Origin of the sequence: Psychrobacter sp. UBA2769 (genome assembly GCF_002352555.1) — a bacterium.
GTDB classification, from domain to species: Bacteria; Pseudomonadota; Gammaproteobacteria; order Pseudomonadales; family Moraxellaceae; genus Psychrobacter; species Psychrobacter maritimus.
Genome location: NZ_DEIR01000022.1, coordinates 65200 through 84376 on the forward strand (window position 1 = coordinate 65200; position 19177 = coordinate 84376).

Annotated in this window: 16 protein-coding genes; 7 read left to right on the forward strand and 9 right to left on the reverse strand. The window is 42.7% G+C overall.

Annotated elements, in window-relative coordinates:
* Positions 1–124 precede the first annotated feature (124 nt).
* The 7 genes from ribD to rpmH all read right to left on the reverse strand — a co-directional run bounded on the left by ribD (position 125) and on the right by rpmH (position 6529).
* A complete protein-coding gene (ribD, locus tag B3Q63_RS10845; RefSeq protein ID WP_296176561.1) occupies positions 125–1180 on the reverse strand; it encodes a bifunctional diaminohydroxyphosphoribosylaminopyrimidine deaminase/5-amino-6-(5-phosphoribosylamino)uracil reductase RibD in 1056 nt (351 codons plus the stop codon).
* Between the two features lie 109 nt (positions 1181–1289).
* Positions 1290–1748, reverse strand: coding sequence for a transcriptional regulator NrdR (nrdR, locus tag B3Q63_RS10850; RefSeq protein ID WP_149490272.1), 459 nt, complete (start codon positions 1746–1748; stop codon positions 1290–1292).
* Between the two features lie 148 nt (positions 1749–1896).
* Entirely contained in the window at positions 1897–3342 is a 1446-nt protein-coding gene (gene mnmE, locus B3Q63_RS10855; RefSeq protein ID WP_201626080.1) for a tRNA uridine-5-carboxymethylaminomethyl(34) synthesis GTPase MnmE, read from the reverse strand.
* Positions 3343–3547: 205 nt separating this feature from the next.
* Positions 3548–5230: a membrane protein insertase YidC gene (yidC, locus tag B3Q63_RS10860; RefSeq protein WP_296176565.1), complete on the reverse strand. Its 1683-nt coding sequence runs from the start codon at positions 5228–5230 to the stop codon at positions 3548–3550.
* A gap of 216 nt (positions 5231–5446) precedes the next feature.
* Positions 5447–5821, reverse strand: coding sequence for a membrane protein insertion efficiency factor YidD (gene yidD / locus B3Q63_RS10865; RefSeq protein ID WP_296176568.1), 375 nt, complete (start codon positions 5819–5821; stop codon positions 5447–5449).
* Position 5822: 1 nt separating this feature from the next.
* Positions 5823–6194, reverse strand: coding sequence for a ribonuclease P protein component (gene rnpA / locus B3Q63_RS10870; RefSeq protein ID WP_296176571.1), 372 nt, complete (start codon positions 6192–6194; stop codon positions 5823–5825).
* Positions 6195–6394: 200 nt separating this feature from the next.
* Complete coding sequence (rpmH, locus tag B3Q63_RS10875; protein WP_007394757.1) at positions 6395–6529, reverse strand: 50S ribosomal protein L34; 135 nt, start codon at positions 6527–6529, stop codon at positions 6395–6397.
* 622 nt (positions 6530–7151) lie between these two features.
* On the opposite strand from rpmH, the gene dnaA reads away from it, so the two are divergent.
* From dnaA to B3Q63_RS10900, 5 genes are all read left to right on the forward strand, one after another.
* Positions 7152–8597 carry a chromosomal replication initiator protein DnaA gene (gene dnaA, locus B3Q63_RS10880; protein WP_201563823.1) on the forward strand — a complete coding sequence of 482 codons (1446 nt, stop codon included), beginning with the start codon at positions 7152–7154 and terminating at the stop codon, positions 8595–8597.
* 190 nt (positions 8598–8787) lie between these two features.
* On the forward strand, positions 8788–9963 hold the full coding sequence (gene dnaN / locus B3Q63_RS10885) for a DNA polymerase III subunit beta (protein WP_201620257.1): 1176 nt from the start codon (positions 8788–8790) through the stop codon (positions 9961–9963).
* Between the two features lie 81 nt (positions 9964–10044).
* Positions 10045–11295 (forward strand): DNA replication/repair protein RecF, encoded by a 1251-nt coding sequence (gene recF, locus B3Q63_RS10890; protein WP_296176575.1) that lies wholly within the window; start codon positions 10045–10047, stop codon positions 11293–11295.
* Between the two features lie 606 nt (positions 11296–11901).
* On the forward strand, positions 11902–14487 hold the full coding sequence (gyrB, locus tag B3Q63_RS10895) for a DNA topoisomerase (ATP-hydrolyzing) subunit B (protein WP_296177045.1): 2586 nt from the start codon (positions 11902–11904) through the stop codon (positions 14485–14487).
* A gap of 140 nt (positions 14488–14627) precedes the next feature.
* Complete coding sequence (locus tag B3Q63_RS10900; RefSeq protein ID WP_296176578.1) at positions 14628–15236, forward strand: manganese efflux pump MntP family protein; 609 nt, start codon at positions 14628–14630, stop codon at positions 15234–15236.
* Positions 15237–15350: 114 nt separating this feature from the next.
* Here the strand turns inward: B3Q63_RS10900 and rlmF are convergent, their stop codons facing one another.
* Positions 15351–16403 carry a 23S rRNA (adenine(1618)-N(6))-methyltransferase RlmF gene (rlmF, locus tag B3Q63_RS10905; protein ID WP_201629510.1) on the reverse strand — a complete coding sequence of 351 codons (1053 nt, stop codon included), beginning with the start codon at positions 16401–16403 and terminating at the stop codon, positions 15351–15353.
* Positions 16404–16645: 242 nt separating this feature from the next.
* Between rlmF and B3Q63_RS10910 the strand changes: the two genes are divergently transcribed.
* Entirely contained in the window at positions 16646–17452 is an 807-nt protein-coding gene (locus B3Q63_RS10910) for a crotonase/enoyl-CoA hydratase family protein (RefSeq protein WP_296176581.1), read from the forward strand.
* A gap of 33 nt (positions 17453–17485) precedes the next feature.
* Complete coding sequence (locus tag B3Q63_RS10915; RefSeq protein ID WP_296177048.1) at positions 17486–18637, forward strand: MalY/PatB family protein; 1152 nt, start codon at positions 17486–17488, stop codon at positions 18635–18637.
* 35 nt (positions 18638–18672) lie between these two features.
* On the opposite strand, the gene B3Q63_RS10920 is transcribed toward B3Q63_RS10915, so the two are convergent.
* On the reverse strand, positions 18673–19170 hold the full coding sequence (locus B3Q63_RS10920; RefSeq protein ID WP_296176584.1) for a cupin domain-containing protein: 498 nt from the start codon (positions 19168–19170) through the stop codon (positions 18673–18675).
* Positions 19171–19177: the final 7 nt, after the last annotated feature.

Consider the following 19177-nt stretch of genomic DNA (forward strand, 5'->3'; position numbering starts at 1 on the left):
AAACAAAGTTATACACAGTTTCATGTGAAACCTTCATTAAACCACTATATTTATCCACATACCCTATCAATAGGTCTAATCTTGTGGATAAAACATTGAAAAACAAGAGTATCTAGCAGAAGGTTTATAAAGGGTATAGGGTAAGCTTAAGGTCAGCGCCCAATTGCTCATGACAGTGAATATCGAAACGTAGCTGCTGCGCTAACGATAACGGACTGATAGCAACCATAGGTCGTGCTTGCGTGCCTAATAAGCAAGGCGCTTGATAGACAATGAGCTCATCTACCAGTTGCTGTTGTAAAAAGCTACCAGCGACACTTGCTCCTGCCTCTACCAGTACGTCATAACATTGATAGTCGCGCACTAGGCTTTTTAATAATTCGATTAAATTCTCTTCCCGCCAATATAATGTATCTGAGCGACGGCATAGCTGATAGTCAGATTGCAAATCGTGTTTTAGTCGCACTCGTCTGTCCAGTATCACTATCTTAGGCGGCGGCACTTGCTCAGGCGCGACACCTAACTGATTTGAGCGTACGTTTAATTGCGGATTATCAACGATGACCGTTTCGCTACCCGTGATAATAGCGCCACTTTGCGCGCGTAGTCTCTGTACATCTTCACGCGCAGCCGTGCCCGTAATCCATTTAGACTCTCCAGACGCCATGGCCGTACGACCGTCAAGACTGGTGGCAATCTTAAGCCTGACATAAGGCATTTGGCTGCGCATCGCCTTTAAAAAGCCTTTATTTAAGGCTTCTGCTTGCGCGGTTAGCACGCCAACGGTTACGGCTATGCCCGCTTCTTCTAACAGTTTCACACCGCGACCACCCACTTGAGGATTAGGGTCGAGACCAGCGATGACGACACGTTTTATACCGGATTCAATAAGTGCTCGCGCGCAAGGTGGTGTGCGCCCAGTATGACTACAAGGCTCTAAAGTCACATAAGCGGTTGCACCCATGGCTCGCGTACCGGCATCTTTTAGGGCGAAAACCTCAGCATGCGGCTGCCCCGCTTTAGGATGAAAACCTTGACCCACTACCTCGTCTGCTTGCACAATCACACAGCCGACAGCCGGATTGGGACGCGTCGTATACAAACCACGCTTGGCCTGCTCAATGGCAAGCATCATAAAATAGCGGTCTTTGGCATCTTTAGAATGATTTGAGTTTGGCATAAAGGTGGACTTAATCAATGATTGATAATTATTATTAAAGATTTTATAGAGTAGAGCGAGTAAGAAATATAAACTTGCAAGCAGGCTAAACACTTAGCATGAGTCATGCTTATTTCTCATTAGGACGGATATTGGCAATCTCTTGATGAAAAGCGTCGATATCTTGAAAGTCACGATAGACACTGGCAAAGCGCACATAAGCGACATCATCGAGCGTCTTGAGCTCACTCATAATAATTTCACCTAGCACTTTACTACTGACTTCGCGCTCACCCATTTGCCGTACGCGTTTTTCAATACGGCTAATCATCGCTTCTTGTTCATCAATGGTAATCGGGCGTTTTTGTAAAGGTAATAAAATCGAGCGGCGCAATTTATCATTATCATAAGGTTCGATTTTGCCACTTGATTTGATAATACGCGGCATCACCACTTCTACCACCTCAAAAGTCGTAAAGCGTTCCTGACAGCTATTACATGAGCGGCGGCGCCGTACTTGCGCGCCTTCAGCAGCCAGCCGTGAGTCGATAACCTTGGTATCTGACGCATTACAATAGGGGCAATGCATACTCTATTCCTTGTCTTAATATTAAGCGCTATAGGAGCAATTACGGCATAAACAATAGTATCTGAACAATAGATTTAATGATTAATATGAAACATATTTAAGGCTAAGCAATTTGAGGCTAAGCAACTTAAAGACATCAATAATGACATCATTTACCAATACAGAAGCTACCGAAAATCTTACCTAATAAATCATCAGCGCTAAATTCACCAGTAATCTCACCCAAACTATGCTGCGCTTGGCGTAAGCTTTCTGCGACTAACTCTCCGGCTTTAAAAACTGTCAGCTGCTCATGAGCTTCTGCTAAATATTCAGCCGTTCTTCTTAACGCATCTAAATGACGCGTACGGGCGATTAAGCTATTTTCTGGCGGATGAAAACCTACTTTAGCACATAAGGTTTCGACTAAGTCATCAATACCCGCGCCTGTTTCACATGAAACATTGACCTGTTCGTAGCCGCGACTCTTGATTTCTGCTTGCGAAATAGAAGTTATCTCATTACTGCTGCTATCGTTTAATAAATCGCTTTTATTGGCAATAATCAGTAAGCGCTTGGCTTCTGGCAACTCACCAAATAGCTGTTCAGCCAACTGTAATGGTGTGCTGTCACTCTCAAGGTCACGAGTCACATCATAAACCATCAGCAGCATATCAGCCTGCGTGATAGCGGTACGGGCACGTTCAATACCGATACGCTCGACCGTATCTTCCGTCTCACGCAGACCTGCGGTATCGGTCAAATGCAGCGTCAAACCGTTAAGCACGACGGTTTCTTGCAGCGTATCGCGCGTCGTCCCTGCGACATCAGTGACGATAGCACGCTCTTGTCCTGCTAAGCGATTCAGCAAGCTTGATTTACCGGCATTGGGTCTACCAGCAAGCACCACATGAATGCCGTCGCGTAATAGCTGACCTTGCTTAGCAGTCGCTAGCACTTGCTGTATTTTAGCTTGCGTTTGCTCAAGCTTATCTTGGATAACCCCATCAGATAAAAAATCAACGTCTTCTTCATCGGGAAAATCAATCGCCGCTTCAACGTGCAAGCGCAGATGAATCAACTGCTCAAGCAATTGATTAATTTTTTGTGAAAACTCACCGCTAAGCGAGCGAATCGCACTACTGGCAGCAGCGGCACTGGTGGCATCAATAGCGTCAGCGATAGCTTCTGCTTGCACCAAATCCAGTTTATCGTTATCAAAGGCACGGTAAGAGAACTCCCCTGCGCCCGCTTGTTTTGCGCCCAATTCAAACACCCGCGCTAACAGCTGATTTTGCAAAATCATGCCGCCATGACCTTGCAGCTCAATGACATCTTCGCCGGTAAACGAGTGCGGACCTTTGAAATAAAGCACCAAACCTTCATCAATGGTCGTGCCATCAGCCTGATAAAAACGGCAAAAACTGGCCATACGCGGTGTAAAAGCCGACTTACCGGTGAGCTGACAAGCAATATCATAAGCACGTGCGCCCGACAGACGAATAACCCCGACGCCACCTCGACCAAGCGGTGTAGCAATCGCCGCAATGGTTGGAAGGCCAGATAGATTAGACTTTTTAGGTGACTCATCTAAATTATCAGCGGCTAGTGCCATCTCTAAAGAATCCACAATCACTCTCAATAAGCAAAAACCCCATTATAGACGGCTTGATGCACACTGACAAAGCAAACTTCAATGAGCAATTTTTAAAACCGTGACGCATGCCTATTTTCCTCGGTTATGAATGGAGTAAAACGCCATTTTTTAGCACAAAAAAACCACCGCCGGAGCGATGGTTTTTTCTCAGTTTGAAAGCTATTTAATCTAGAACTTTAACGGTACGACGTTTTTGCTCTTCTTCAACTTTGCGGTTGATTAAGTACTGCTGCGTCATACTGAATAAGTTATTCACAGTCCAGTATAGAACCAAACCTGCTGGGAAGAACAACATAAATGCGGTGAAGATAATCGGTAAAAACTTCATCACTTTCGCTTGCATTGGATCAGCTGGCTGCGGGTTTAGCTGCTGCTGTACAAACATCGACGCACCCATGAGCAGTGGTAAAATGAACCACGGATCCATCGCTGATAAATCTCGAATCCACAAAATCCAAGGCGCATGACGCAGCTCAACACTTTCAACCAACACCCAATATAGCGCTAAGAAAATTGGCATTTGCATCAGAATTGGCAAACAACCCGCCATCGGATTGACCTTTTCTTCTTTATAAATTGCCATCATTTCTTGCGACATTTTCATGCGATCGTCGCCATGCTCTTCTTTCAATGCCGCTAGTCGTGGCGCGATAGCACGCATTTTTGCCATTGAATAGTAGCTCTTATTTGAGAACCACATCAGGGCAATTTTCACTAAGATAGTCAGTAAAATAATTGACCAACCCCAGTTACCGATAACCTTATGAATACCATCCAAAACGGCAAATAATATCTTCGATATTGGCCATAACAAGCCATAATCGACGGTTTGATTCAAGCCTACTGCGACTTCTTTGAGCTCAGACTGTACTTTTGGACCAGCATATAAGGTTGCATTCAAAGTCACTTGCTTATTTGGCGCAACATTGACAGGTTGACTGTTAAAGCCAATAAAATACTCATCACCCGTTTCGCGGCTAAAGAATTTACCCGTAAAGTTTTCAGGCGTCCAAGCTGAAACGAAATAATGCTGTACGATGCCAACCCAACCTTTATCGCTGGTCGTGGTCAATTCACCATCATTAAACTTGCCGAATTTTAGCTTATTATAAGGGTCATCAGGTGTGCCCCAAGCGCCGCCCAAATAAGTCGCCATGCTTAGCGCGCCTTTATCAGACATCCCAGGATCTTTACTATCATCACGTTTTAACTGTGCAAACATCTGCCCTTGCCAGGCATTGGCAGAAGCGTTTTGAATTTGATAGCTGATATCAATCGGATATTTGTCTTGGGTAAAGGTAAAGGTCTTAGTAACCGTTACGCCGTCTTTTTTATACGTAAGCGGTACTGACAGCGTTTGCTGACCTTTCTCCATCACATAGTTGTTAGCAGTGTGGCTGTATTTAGCGCGGCCTTCTGCGGTATCGATACCATTTTGACCAATCAGACCAGACTGTGCGACATAAACGCGATTGCTATTATTTTCTAACAACACAAAAGGCTTATCACTATCGAGCGTCGCATCATACTGCTTTAGTGCAGCATAAACGATATCGCCGCCTTCTGGATTGATTTTGATGTCATAGCGATCGGTAGTTACCATGATAAGACCGGTATTAGCAGCAGGTGTTGCTGCTACCGCACCCGTATCTACTGGTAACGTTTGTACCGGAATGTCGCCTGCTGCGCCGCTGGTCGAAGGAATATCCGCTCCTACCGATGTTGCAGTTTTTGGCACCGTGTCTACAGCTGGCGCATCGGCATAATCATCTCGCCATGCCAAAATCAGCAGATAAGCGGTGATTAGCATCGCAATGATGATCATCACCCGAAATATCTTTTGCATAAACCTTTCCTAGATTAAAAAATTAGGGAATGAAAAATCAGGCATGTGTCATGACCACCACAGAGTATTAACCCGTATTCCTAGCGGCAATATCAGTAGTCAATCACATAAAATGTTCATCATTTTACTAAAAAACCACTCTAAATGATACCAAGAGTGTGGATAACTTGTGGGTAACTAAATAGATATCCACAACAGCCCTGTCGCTAATAAGATTTAGGCCCGTTTCATCATATGATTTAGGCGCGAAACATAGCTTGTCGTATCTCTAAAAACATATAAACCTTGCCCTCTGACGTCAGCAAGTGCGATAGGGGCTAAATATTGGTAATAATAAGTGGATAAAGGTAACGGCACAAAATCAATGCCATGTCCGCCCAAAGGATGACAGCGGCCAATACGTTTTAATAACAGCCAACTACCTGACCAAACGCCATGCCAAGCTAAAGCTTGTTTACCGTAATTTGAGCAAGTTGGATAATAACGACAGCGAGCAGGTAATATAGGACTAATTATTTTTTGATAAAATGTAATAAAAAAATAAAACAAATTATAGAAAATTTTATTTATTGTTTTTAATAAATAATTCATTTTATTTTTTTTCTATTTTTTTAAATATATTATTAATCTCATTAATCAATTCTTTATTACTTAAACCTTTTATAGATTGTTTAACAATAAAAACAATATCTTTATTTTCTAAGTTATTAGCTTTTACGCGAAACTGTTCACGTACTTGACGTTTAATTAAATTTCGCGCAACAGCAGTAGGCACTTTACGTTTAGTAATGGCCATACCGACTCGAGGCTGCTCATGGGTATTAGTACGCACAAACGCCATTAAATGGCTCTGATGAAGCTTACGCTCAGGTGCATCAAACACCTCACGAAAGGCTGCAGGCGTGAGTAAGCGCTGCGCTTTGGTGAAGCGAGCATTAGGTGGCGCTGAAACAGTATTAGACATAGTACAACCTAGTATAAGAGCTGATAACAATAGCAGAAATAGTAGCGTAGAAATAATCATAAAGTATAGAGACAAAAAAAGCGCCGATGTGGGCGCTTTTAATATATGGCTAAGTGTCAGTTGTGATGATTGACGATCGCAATCTATAAATAATAGAAACACAACAAGCACTATGAGCCATGCTTATCGCAATCTACTGATTATACAGTAAGGCGATGACGTCCTTTAGCGCGGCGACGAGCTAAGACCTGACGGCCTTTTTTAGTTGCCATACGAGCACGGAAACCGTGAGTACGTTTACGCTTGATCACGCTTGGTTGGAATGTACGTTTCATAACTCACCTATCAAAATAATGGACTAAATTCGTAATAACGGAGGATTATACCACCGCATAGTATCTTGGTCAATAAACTAATTAAGTCTGTGTTTATACAGATAAGTTTTATAACAGAGAAAATAGTCTTTTTAATGATTCATTGTTAAAAAACACTGATTTCTAATACCAATCTACCTACTGAAAACATCTATTTTGATAATTGAATTTTAAAAGTTATCCACAATTTTTGTCAGTCTCTATAATAATTAACTATTAATATGTATAGGTATTGTTGTTATTGGGAGCCGTATTATCTGTGGCTAACTCAGTTTTTTCCTTTAATATCAAAATATTAGACTATGGGTAAGGTTGTGGATAACCTGTGGGTGAAATATGGATAACTCGTGTTGTTTACTTATCCACAAAACTATCCACAGTCTTATCCACAAAAAACAAGGTGTTATCCACAGGCCGTTTGTGTTAGATTAGCCCCCTAGCTGATGTATGGTTTTAAGTAATCTCACCATAGAGTCTCTTAGGTAAGAAACGATTCACTCTATAGGTAAAGATTCAGTGATTTTAACAATAAAAAAGTTGTTCTTTTGACCAATTATTTTGGACTATGGGGTTAGTACTTTTCATGATTGATACAGCAACTATTTGGGATAAATGCCTAAATGACTTACGTTATCACGTTAAAGACAACGTCTTTACGATGTGGTTAAGACCATTATCGGCGCATCAAGAAGCCAATAGCTTGATTATTCTTGCTCCCAATGATTACTTTGTGACCTACATTAAAAAGAATCATCTGCAAGATATCCAACAGCTGGTCGCTAAACATAGCCAAGGTAGTATCGAAGAGGTGATTGTTCGTGTTGATAATGCGGGTCGTGACATGGATGACAGCCATCAATCACAGTCAGGCTCATTGTTTGAAGACGATAAGCCCTCCCCTCCCCCGGCAGATCACAGTTTTCAAACCACGCATAATAATATTGCTAGAGCAGATATTGATGCCAATATGCGTCATGCAGAACTGATCGAGTCTGCCGATGCCAAATCATTAAGCTATCTAAATCCTGACTTCACCTTTGAAACCTTTGTCACTGGTAAGTCCAATAACCTGGCTTACAAGGCCTGTTATGAGCTTGGAAAACGCCAATCAAAAAATCGGCACAATCCTTTATTTATATACGGACCTTCTGGTTTGGGAAAAACGCATTTAATGCACTCTGTAGCACATCGCTATTTAAAAAATAATCTAAGTTTTTATTATTTCACTTCTGAAAAATTTATTAATCAATTAGTTTATTCATTAAGAAATAATAAAATAGAAGATTTTAAAAAGAAAATAAAAAAAGTAGATTTATTAATTGTAGATGATATTCACGTATTAGCAGGAAAGACAAAAAGTAGTAATGAGTTTTTGACTTTATTTGCAGATTTTACCAGTGGTGATAAACAGCTGATTTTGGCATCAGATCGCCATCCATCACAGATGACGGAGTTTGACGAACGTTTTAGGTCGCGTTTTTCGTGGGGTTTGACGGTCGCGGTCGATCCTCCTGAGATTGATACACGTGTACAAATCTTACAGAGAAAAGCGGCATCGTACGGAATGAGTCTCCCTAAAGAATGTGCCTTATTTATCGCTCAAAATGTGGTTTCTAACGTGAGACGTTTAGAAGGTGCGCTCAATCAGGTATTTGCCAATGCCAATCTCACGGGCGCGCCCATTACACTTGAGATGGTGCAATACGCGCTAAAAGATATCGTTGCGATGCGCGTGCAAGCCGTAAATATGGACAATATTCGTAAAGTGGTTGCTGAATATTATGATATTACAATCAAAGATATGATGGGACGCAAACGTACACGCAGTATCGCAAGACCGCGTCAAATTGCGATGGCATTGTCACGCGAGCTAACGAGTGAGAGCTTTCCTGAGATTGGACAGTCATTTGGTGGACGCGACCATACGACCGTGATGCATGCTTGTGATAAAGTAAATGAGCTACGCGCTGCCGATCCGGCGTTTGATAAGGATTACAAAACCTTGGCTTTAATGCTGCAAGCGGGTTAGAGGCTTGTGGTATCGCAATGTTGTCGTAAGCAGATATGGTTTATAATACTTTGAGTAGCAGTAGACACAAGCTGTATGGATTATCGTTAGTAGACAGGGTATTATTAAGCCATTATTTTAAAATTATATAAATTAAAACCATATAAAAATCCTTTTAATAAGAGCAACTAATAAACAAGAGTAACTAAGCATGCAATTATCGATTAATCGAGAGTCGTTACTAAAAGCTATTAACTTGATCGCCAAGGCTGCTGATAAGCGCCATAATATGGTTATCTTGGGTAATATTAAGCTACAGTTGTCTGAATCAGCGCTGATTTTGACCGCATCTGATTTAGAAGTAGAGCTGACATCGACGTTGAAATTGCCTGCCGGTGCTTGTATTGAAGCCGGTACAACGACGTTACCTGCGACTAAGCTCAAAGATATTTGCAAATCACTGCCGTCGCAAGCGCAAGTCAATCTTACCACGCAAGAAAACGAGCGTTGCTTGTTGACCAGTGGCAAAAGTCGTTTTACTTTAGGGACATTACCTAGCGAAGACTATCCAAGTCTTGGTAATCCTGAAAATATTACACCTTTAACCATTAGCCGTAGCCGTTTGACGGATTTGATTCATAAAACCCAATTTGCGATGGCGATTCAAGATGTCCGTTACTATTTAACAGGCATGCTGTTTGATGTTTCACAGCAGCAGCTGACTACAGTTGCCACCGACGGTCATAGATTGGCGTTAGCGCGTAGCGTTATTGACGTTAGTGCTGATTTAAATATGCAGGCGATTTTACCGCGTAAAGCTGTAATTGAGCTTGAGCGCTTGGCTTCTGAGCTTGGTAAGATGCTGGGTGATAAAGACAATGCAGTCACACTAAGCTTCGGTCGTGAGTTCTTGCAAGTAAGCTTGCCATTTGGTGATGTCGATAGTACAGGGCAGGTGAGTGATAATTTAATGGTGACCTTTACCGCGCGTCTTATCGATGGCAAATTCCCGGATTATCGCCGCGTTATGCCAAGTAATACCGATAAATTGGCGTTATTTAACCAAGAAAAAATGACCGATGTGCTGCGCCGTGTAGCGATTTTGAGTAATGAAAAGTCTCGCGGCGTAGTATTTAACTTTGCTAGCGATGGTATGGTAGAAGTACGCGCCAATAACGCTGAACAAGATGAAGCAGTCGAGATGATACAAGCGAAGTATCAAGGCGAGCCGATGGAGCTGTCTTTTAATGCCGCTTATCTGCAAGATGTCTTAGGTGTGATTCAAGGTGATTTGCAAATGCATATGAGCCAATCAAATGCCTCGGTACTGGTTAATCAGCTCAACGATGAGTTCCACCAGTATGTCATTATGCCAATGCGTATATAGTGCGATTCTATTATAAAATTATTTTTTAATAAACTTTTGCCTACTAATTAATAGGTGGTAATATAGGCGGCTGTCACTGTTATGATTGAACGTCTACAAATCTCACACCTGCGTAATCTAACCCAAGTGAGTCTGCAGTCCGCTGCTTGCAACGTCATTATTGGCGCAAATGGTAGTGGCAAAACCTCCTTACTTGAAGCGATATTTTTGCTTTCAAGAGGTAAAAGTTTTCGTCATCATCAGCCTAAACGCTATATTCAACACCATCAAAATGCAGCAACAGTGCATGCTAGGCTCAATGATAGCAGTACCCTAGCTATCCAAAAACAAGCCGATGCGACAACGGTTCTACGTCTGAATCAAACCACGGTTTATAACCAAAGCATCTTAACTGAACAGCTACCCACGCTACTGATAGATCCCTCGACGATGGATATGTTAGAGCAGGGTAGTGCCAGTCGCCGGCAGCTCTTAGATTGGCTAGTGTTTCACATGAAACAAGGGTTTCATCCCCAATGGGTGGCTTACCAACGCCTGCTAAAACAGCGCAATAGTTTACTAAAAAAGAGTCGCCATTTAACCCAAGTACAGCTTGCTGAGCTAAAATCATGGGATAAAGGGCTTAGTAATCATGCTGCGCTTATTCATCATTATCGTGAGCGTATCTTTACAGAATGGCAGCCTTATTTTGCTGAGAGTATCGCGCAATTATTGCCTGCTTACGCTGAGCAATTAAGCCTGAGCTATAATGCCGGCTATGACACCAGTGTGGCGCTTGAGGCGCAGCTTAACGAGCGCTTAGAACAAGATTTACAACTGGGTTATACCCGTATCGGTAACCACCGCGCTGATATTCATGTGCATTGGCGCTCTAGTGATATATCAGAAACGACCAGTGACGATGTAAAGGACGCTAATTCGAATTCCACCGCAAACACAGACCTCAATACCAAACTACCAATTTTAAAAGAACAAGCGGCCAATGTATTGTCTCGCGGTGAGAAAAAGCTGTTAATCACCGCCTTACGTTTATCACAATTGCCGTTATTACTTAATGATGAAAAGACCACGCTTGCTATAGGAAAAGACGGTAATAGTGATACCGTGCTCAACAGCCATACCAAGCCGAGAGCCACGCCAGTGGTGTTGCTAGACGATATTACGGCAGAGCTAGATGATAGGGCGATAGATATTTTATTGTCGACGTTAGCGCAGCTGCCATGTCAGGTGTTTATGACCAGCTTAACCGAAGATATTTTACCGTTGGTGCATGAGTATTGGTCAGAACCTAAGATGTTTCATGTGAAACAAGGAAGTTTGACAATTTTATAAACAACAATTTATAAAAAGTCTTTTCAATGACCAATATCAGCTGAATTTGCGCTTAACTCTTAGCGCATGTTACTTATATCCCCCCTCAATTATCATTATATTACTTATATTTTTAGCAAAGTAATAACCATCCCAAAATACTTGCTCAATATCGATAAAACTGTCAGTAAACAGTGACTTAGCGACGAAAAAATGCTAAAATAGAGCTTTATTTTTGTCCTATTCTCAGCAAGTTATCTTACAAATTTTTATCAGTATTTTTTAAAGACTTCTCAACACTTATAAGAATCTAAGTGTTTGATAATTATACGCTTAATTTTACTCTACTTTAATGATGGGTAAAAAAGTAGAAGCGAATATGAAAAACAGTGATTGAAAAACAGGCTATGTTTAGAGCTGCTTTTTTAACACGGTTTTATACGCCTTTAAACGACATCTGATAACGTTTTAGCGAATACTATAACTAAATATTTTAACCCTAAACGTTAACTCTAAGATAACGTCATTCAGTATCGCCGTCGTGGTGAGCTGATGACAAATAGCTGATGATGGCTAGATTAAGGAATGCACATGAGTGATTCATTACCTACCGACCACGAGCAAATGATGCCAGACAACGCTCTAGATACTATTGCCCCCGCTGCTGTCCCTGAAGGATTACCCTCTGATTATAGCTCCAAAGATATTCGTGTATTGCGCGGGTTAGAAGCGGTGCGCGTACGTCCTGGTATGTATATCGGTGATACCGACGATGGTACCGGCTTGCACCACATGGTCTTTGAGGTGGTGGATAACTCGATTGATGAGGCGTTGGCCGGTCATTGTGACCAAATTGACATCATTATTCATGAAGATGAATCTGTTAGTGTCATGGATAACGGTCGCGGTGTCCCTGTGGATATCCATCCAGAAGAAGGGGTATCGGCAGCACAGGTTATTATGACCGTACTGCACGCGGGTGGTAAATTCGATGACAACAGCTATAAAGTATCGGGTGGTCTACACGGCGTCGGTGTTTCTGTTGTTAACGCCTTATCTAAAACGCTTGAGATGAATATCTGGCGTGAAGGGTATCATTATCATCAAACTTATACCGATGGTGTACCAGACGGCGATATCCAGCAGATGGAAGCGACGGATAAAACCGGTACCCAGATTCGTTTTTACCCAAGTAATGATGTCTTTACCGGTACTATCTTTGAGTACGATATTTTAGCCAAACGCTTACGTGAGCTGTCTTTCTTAAACTCAGGTGTGCGCATCGTCTTAACGGATGAGCGTATCGATAAGCGTCATGAGTTCGAACATAAAGGCGGTTTGTCAGAATTTGTCAGCTACATCAATGCTGGTAAAGATGGCATCAATGATGTCTTTCATTTTGTCAGTGAGCAAGATGATGGCATCAGTGTCGAAGTGGCGCTACAGTGGACGGATACTTATAACGAAAAAGTATTGTGCTTTACCAATAACATCCCGCAGCGCGATGGCGGCACGCATTTATCTGGTTTCCGCTCAGCATTGACGCGTGGTCTAAATAGCTATATGGACCGTGAAAACTTATTTAAAAAAGAAAAAGTGGTCGCGACTGGTGATGATGCGCGTGAAGGGTTGACGGCGATTGTTTCTGTGAAAGTGCCAGATCCTAAGTTTTCAAGTCAGACCAAAGACAAGCTGGTTTCAAGCGAAGTAAAATCCGCTGTTGAATCAGCGATGCACGATAAGTTTAACGATTATTTGTTAGAAAATCCAAGTACTGGTAAAGCTATTGCCAGTAAAATTATCGATGCTGCCCGTGCCCGTGATGCGGCGCGTAAAGCCCGTGAAATGACCCGTCGTAAAACCACGTTAGATATCGCAGGTTTACCGGGTAAATTGGCAGATTGCCAAGAAAAAGATCCCGCATTGTCAGAGCTTTATATTGTAGAAGGGGACTCTGCAGGGGGTTCAGCAAAGCAAGGTCGTAGCCGTAAGACCCAAGCAATTTTGCCACTAAAAGGTAAGATTCTTAACGTTGAGCGCGCTCGTTTTGACAAAATGCTGTCATCTGCGGAAGTTGGTAACTTGATTACGGCGCTTGGTTGCGGCATTGGTCCGGATGAATATAATCCTGATAAAGTACGCTATCATAAAATTATTATCATGACCGATGCGGACGTTGATGGCTCGCACATTCGTACGCTGCTGTTAACCTTCTTCTTCCGTCAAACGCCTGAGTTGATTGAGCGTGGTTATATTTATATTGCTCAGCCACCACTTTACAAGGTGAAAAAAGGTCGTCAAGAGCTGTATCTAAAAGACGATGAAGCCTTAAAAGCGTATTTATTATCATCAACGATTGATAATACCAGGCTGCATATCAGTGCCGATGCGCCTGCCATTACCGGTCATGCGTTAGAGACGTTGTTAAACGACTATAACCAAACCCAGCTTATCAAAGCGCGTTTACAGATTCGTTATCCTGCGGTGTTATTGGATGCGTTGACTCATACGCCAAAGCTTAGCACCGATATGACCTATGATAAGTCGGCGATGGAAGCGTGGAAAGCCTCTTTACAGACGCAGCTTGAGCACTTCGGCAGTGATTTAAATCCTGAGATTGAACTGGTCAATATCCATGCGCCGCAACCAAAAAACATGGATGCCGCTGCTGCTGATTTATTGGGTATGAAACCTGTCATCGAGCCTGAAGCGGGCGCTACGTTAGATAGTGACGGTGAAGCACAGTCTGCTAAAGCCCAATGGTTGCCACGTATCACCGTTTATGTGCATCAATTGGCGCATCATTATTTGCTAGATGCCAGCTTTATCAATTCAGGCGAGTATACCAAGCTGCTGCGCTTATCAGCTGAATGGAATACGTTACTTGCAGAAGATGCCTTTATCCGCCGTGAAGCCACCGCAGGTACGACTAAAGACATCCCAGTACGCGACTTTGATTATCTCTGGCAACAGATGATGCTTGATGCGCGTCGTGGTCTGGCGATTCAGCGCTATAAAGGGCTGGGTGAGATGAACGCTGATCAGCTGTGGGATACCACGATGGATCCTGAAAACCGTCGTATGTTACGCGTTACGATTGAAGATGCGATTGCTGCTGACCATATGTTTACCTGTCTGATGGGTGATCATGTCGAGCCACGTCGTATTTTCATTGAAGAGAATGCGTTGACAGTATCTAATTTAGATATCTAAATAGGCTATAAAAAGTTGCTTAATGACTATTAATTGATTAATAAAAACCACCGCCTTGGCAATCAAGGCGGTGGTTTTTTAATGTTAGAGTTGTTTCACGTGAAACTTATGATAATAAGCAGAAATAAGCGAAGAATAAAATGAGTGAAGTTGTATTACTTGCCATTGCTCTTGCGATGGATGCGTTTGCTGTTGCGATTGGGCTAGGGGCTAAATCACAAAAACAGCATCGTCATTATGTGCTGCGTTTGGCGATTTATGCGGGTTTGTATTTTGGTATTGCGCAGGGCGTGATGCCACTGATTGGTTATTTATTGGGCGCAGCTTTATTAGGCTGGTTGGCTGCTGCTGCACCTTGGATTGGTGGCTTTATTCTTATCGGTCTTGGTGGCAAAATGCTTTATGAAGTGTTTTTAGGAGATGGAGAAGAGGCGGTAGATAAAGCGCTGCATATAAATAGTGAGACAGTGTCTGTAAATGACAGCCTAAAGAAAAATATCAATCATCGCACCATGTTTACCCTTGCGATTGCCACCAGTATTGATGCCATGGCGGCTGGCTTTACGCTGAATTTGTTGGCGCTTAATGCGTGGTTGGCCTGTTTAATTATCGCTATTATCACTGCTATTTTTAGCGTCTTTGGTGTGTATTTGGGTAAGAAATCAGGGACGTATCTTGAAGATAAAGCAGAGGCGTTAGGTGGATTGGTGCTGATATTAATTGGATTAAAGGTCATGTTCTTTAGCTAGTTTATTAACCTTTAGCTTTTACGCTATAAAAAAAACCGCTTTGATAATCAAAGCGGTTTTTTGTTTCACGTGAAACTTTAAATAAATGTTTTTCAGACAGTTATTTTTTATTAATTACGCGTCGTCAGTATTAAAGCGCCACGCTAAAACACGGGTATTCTTTTGCCCTTGGCTCATCTCGATGATGCGCATTTGCGCAACATCAAGCTGCTTTAATAACAGTTGTAATGGTTTCACGTTCTCTGACTTTGACACTAAACTGGTAAACCAGCCAACGTGCTCGGCAAAATCTTGGCTTTCTTTCATCATTTTGGTCAAAAAGGCAATCTCGCCGCCCTCACTCCACAGCTCTTTATGCTGACCGCCAAAGTTTAGATTTTGCGCAGCGTTACCAGCCTTGGTTGAATGTCGGCTGATTTGCTCGTTTTCATTCTTACCGCGATGTCGTTGCAGGTTATGCTGCTTGCGAGTATTCGCTTGCATCGCTTCTTCTAATGACGCATGAAACGGAGGGTTGCAAATAACCACATCAAAGTAATCTTGACGACCGATGATGTTTTTAAAGATAAATTTAGGCTCAGGTTGCAGCTTTACTTTAACGGCGCTTTTTAGCTTCGGGTTAGACTCGCAAATAAGCGCGGCGGTATTGACCGAAATAGGGTCGATATCACTCGCGGTAAAACGCCAGCCATAGCTTTGGCTACCGATAATTGGATAAATGGCACTGGCACCGGTACCAATATCGAGGGCATGAATTTCTTTACCAGTCGGCGGTGTATTGTCGTCATTAACGTGCGTGGTTTGCGCCAATAAGTCGGCAATATAATGGATGTAATCTGCGCGACCCGGTATCGGCGGGCAGAGATAGCCTTCTGGAATGTCCCAAAATTTAACACCATAATAATGAGCGAGTAACGCCTGATTCAGGACGCGTACCGCTTCACTATCAGAGAAGTTAATGGTTGGCTCGCCATTCGGGTTGGTGATGGTGTGCTTAGCCAATTCAGGCAGGGCACGGGTCAATAGCGCAAAGTCATAGCGGCCTTGGTGCGGATTGCGCGGATGTAGCTTGCCGAGTTTTTTGGCGGTCTCAGGTGAGCGGTTGCGATGATTATTAGCACTTGCTCTACGGACGTTTGATGTATTGGTGATGGGCTTACTGGTCATAGTTTCGGACTGCAATGTTTGAATATAATCACCCAGTTTAGCAGATTTCGCGTCCCTCTATCTGTTTATCCATTGCGACCGATTTACCTATAGCGAATAAAAAATAGCAATCTGCCTGTGCGCTTATATCTGTCCTTGCGTTATAGCATAGGGGTGTCTATATTGAAACTAAGCTAAATGAACATAAAGCGGCTATTTTATAAGCGCAGCAGATGACAATAATAATTTAAAAGGATAAAAATATGACAACGGAAAGTAATAACCACAGCATCGATAACCGCATCACCTATGAAACCGACGGCTATATCTGCCTGATTGGGCTCAATCGCGCCGATAAACGCAACGCCTTTGATAGTCATATGATTAAGCAACTGTCTGCTGCCCTGACGCGTTATGAAAGTGACGATAACTTACGCTGCGCGCTCATATTTGCCCATGGTGAGCACTTTACCGCAGGGCTTGATTTAATGGAGCTACAAGATAAATGGGATAAAGGTGCGTTTGATTTTAATGATAATGAGATTGACCCATGGGGTATCGGTGGTAAATTACGCAGCAAACCTGTCGTCGTTGCGGTACAAGGAACGTGCTTTACCGCGGGGATTGAATTAATGCTGAATAGTGATGTGGTCATCGCAAGTGATAACTGTAACTTTGCACAAATGGAAGTCCAGCGCGGTATCATGCCATTTGGCGGGGCAACGGTACGTTTCATACAGGCAGCAGGTTGGCAAAAAGCCATGCCGTATTTGCTGACTGGTAAAGCATTTGACGCGCAAACTGCTGATAGACTAAATTTGGTCAGTGAAGTAGTGCCGAATGGCGAAGAATACGAACGAGCAATGACTATTGCGCAAGAGATTTGCCAAGCTGCACCGCTTGGTGTACAAGGGTTACTGTCCTCAGCACAAGATGTCAGTCGTAGTGGAACTGCCGCCGCATTGGCTAATATTCATAGCTATTTGCCACATTTATTTCATTCAGAAGATGCGAAAGAGGGTGCGATGGCGATGGTAGAGAGAAGGGAGGCTGAGTTTAAGGGGCGTTAATAATTCAAAGATCTATGCTTTAGGAGACTGATGGTGCAATACAATTTTGATGAAATAATAGATAGACGTGATACAGGGTCAGTCAAATGGCATTATAGCGATGATACCATCCCGCTGTGGGTCGCGGACATGGACTTTAAGGCCGCCCAGCCTATTTTAAAGGCGATTGAGCAAGTCGCGCAGCATGGCATATTGGGTTATACCAAACAGACTGCAGGATTGTACGAGGCGATTATTGGCTGGCATGGCAGTCGTTATGGTTTGCAGCTAGATAAACAGAATATCTTGTTCTCGCCGGGCGTCGTGCCAAGTTTAGCGCTGATGATGAACGTATTTACTGAAGTAGGCGATGCGGTACTGGTTAATGACCCCATTTATACGCCTTTTATGACCAAGGTCGAGCAAAATGGTCGCGCGCTTGTGATGTCAGCGTTAAAAGAATTCGACGGTAAATATCAGTTAGATTTGGCTGGTATCGAAGCCAAGATAATCAAGCATAAGGTTAAGCTATATTTATTATGCAATCCGCACAATCCGGGCGGGCGCGTATGGACGAGGCAGGAGCTTGAAGCGTTACTGGCACTTTGCAAAAAGCATGATGTGGCGATTGTCAGTGATGAGATTCATCAAGATTTAACCTTGAGTGGTTATACTTTTACACCCCTTTTAACCCTAGCAAAAGGTTACGAGCATAAAGTCGTCAGCCTGACCTCAATGACCAAGACCTTTAATATAGCAGGTATTAAAGGCTCGATGATATTTGCTAAAGACGATGCATTAATCAAAAAAATCGGCAAGCAGCAGCAGTTAAATGATGAGTATGAGCTCAATTTATTTGCTTATGAAGTGATGCGTAGTGCTTATGAAGAGGGCGATGAATGGCTTGAGCAGGCGCTTAATTATATTGAAGCCAATATTGACTTAACCATTAGCTTTTTAGAGCAGCATTTGCCCGATATTAAGATTATGCGCCCAGAAGCCTCGTATTTAATTTGGCTGGATTGTTCGGCTTATGCACAAGATAATCAGAAGCTCTATGATAAGTTAAGAGAGGCGAAGGTTGAGCTCAATGCGGGGGTTAAATATGGCGCGGAGGGACATCTTAAAATGCGCCTGAATGTGGCGTGTCCTGAGGCACTGCTGCGCGAGGGATTAAATCGAGTTTCTGCGGCGTTTAGTGGTTAATAAGGCTTTATAAAGCGAGACGAGATTTAATGTTCTCAAGGCTCTATTTGACCTAAATTCTCTAAGTCTACAAACTCCTTTTTGCCGTGGATAGTATACATTCTGCGTTTGATGTCTGGATAATTGCAGATATCAAACGCTGGTCTGTTGCCTCCCATTAAGTAGGTAGCGTCCGTATCACTATTATTACGCATAGAATGCGCTGCACCGTGTGCGGGGAAACCGATAAAATCTCCTGCATGTAGTTGATAAACTTCATCGCCATAATGTAGTGAAAGCTCGCCAGATAGCATATAAATGAACTCGTCTGAATTTTCATGATAGTGGTGTTGCGTGGTTTCATCACCCGACTCAACACGTACGAGATGCAGACCGAATTTGGTAAGACCGACAATATCACTTAATGAAACTGTATGGCGAATGGCATTGTCGTTAGACTGATGGATGTGTTTGGTTGCAGGGGCATTTTCAATATCGGATTTGGTTAGGACGTAATGCTGAGTGTTTTTGAGTGCAGACTTTGGTGTAGTCATAGCTTAG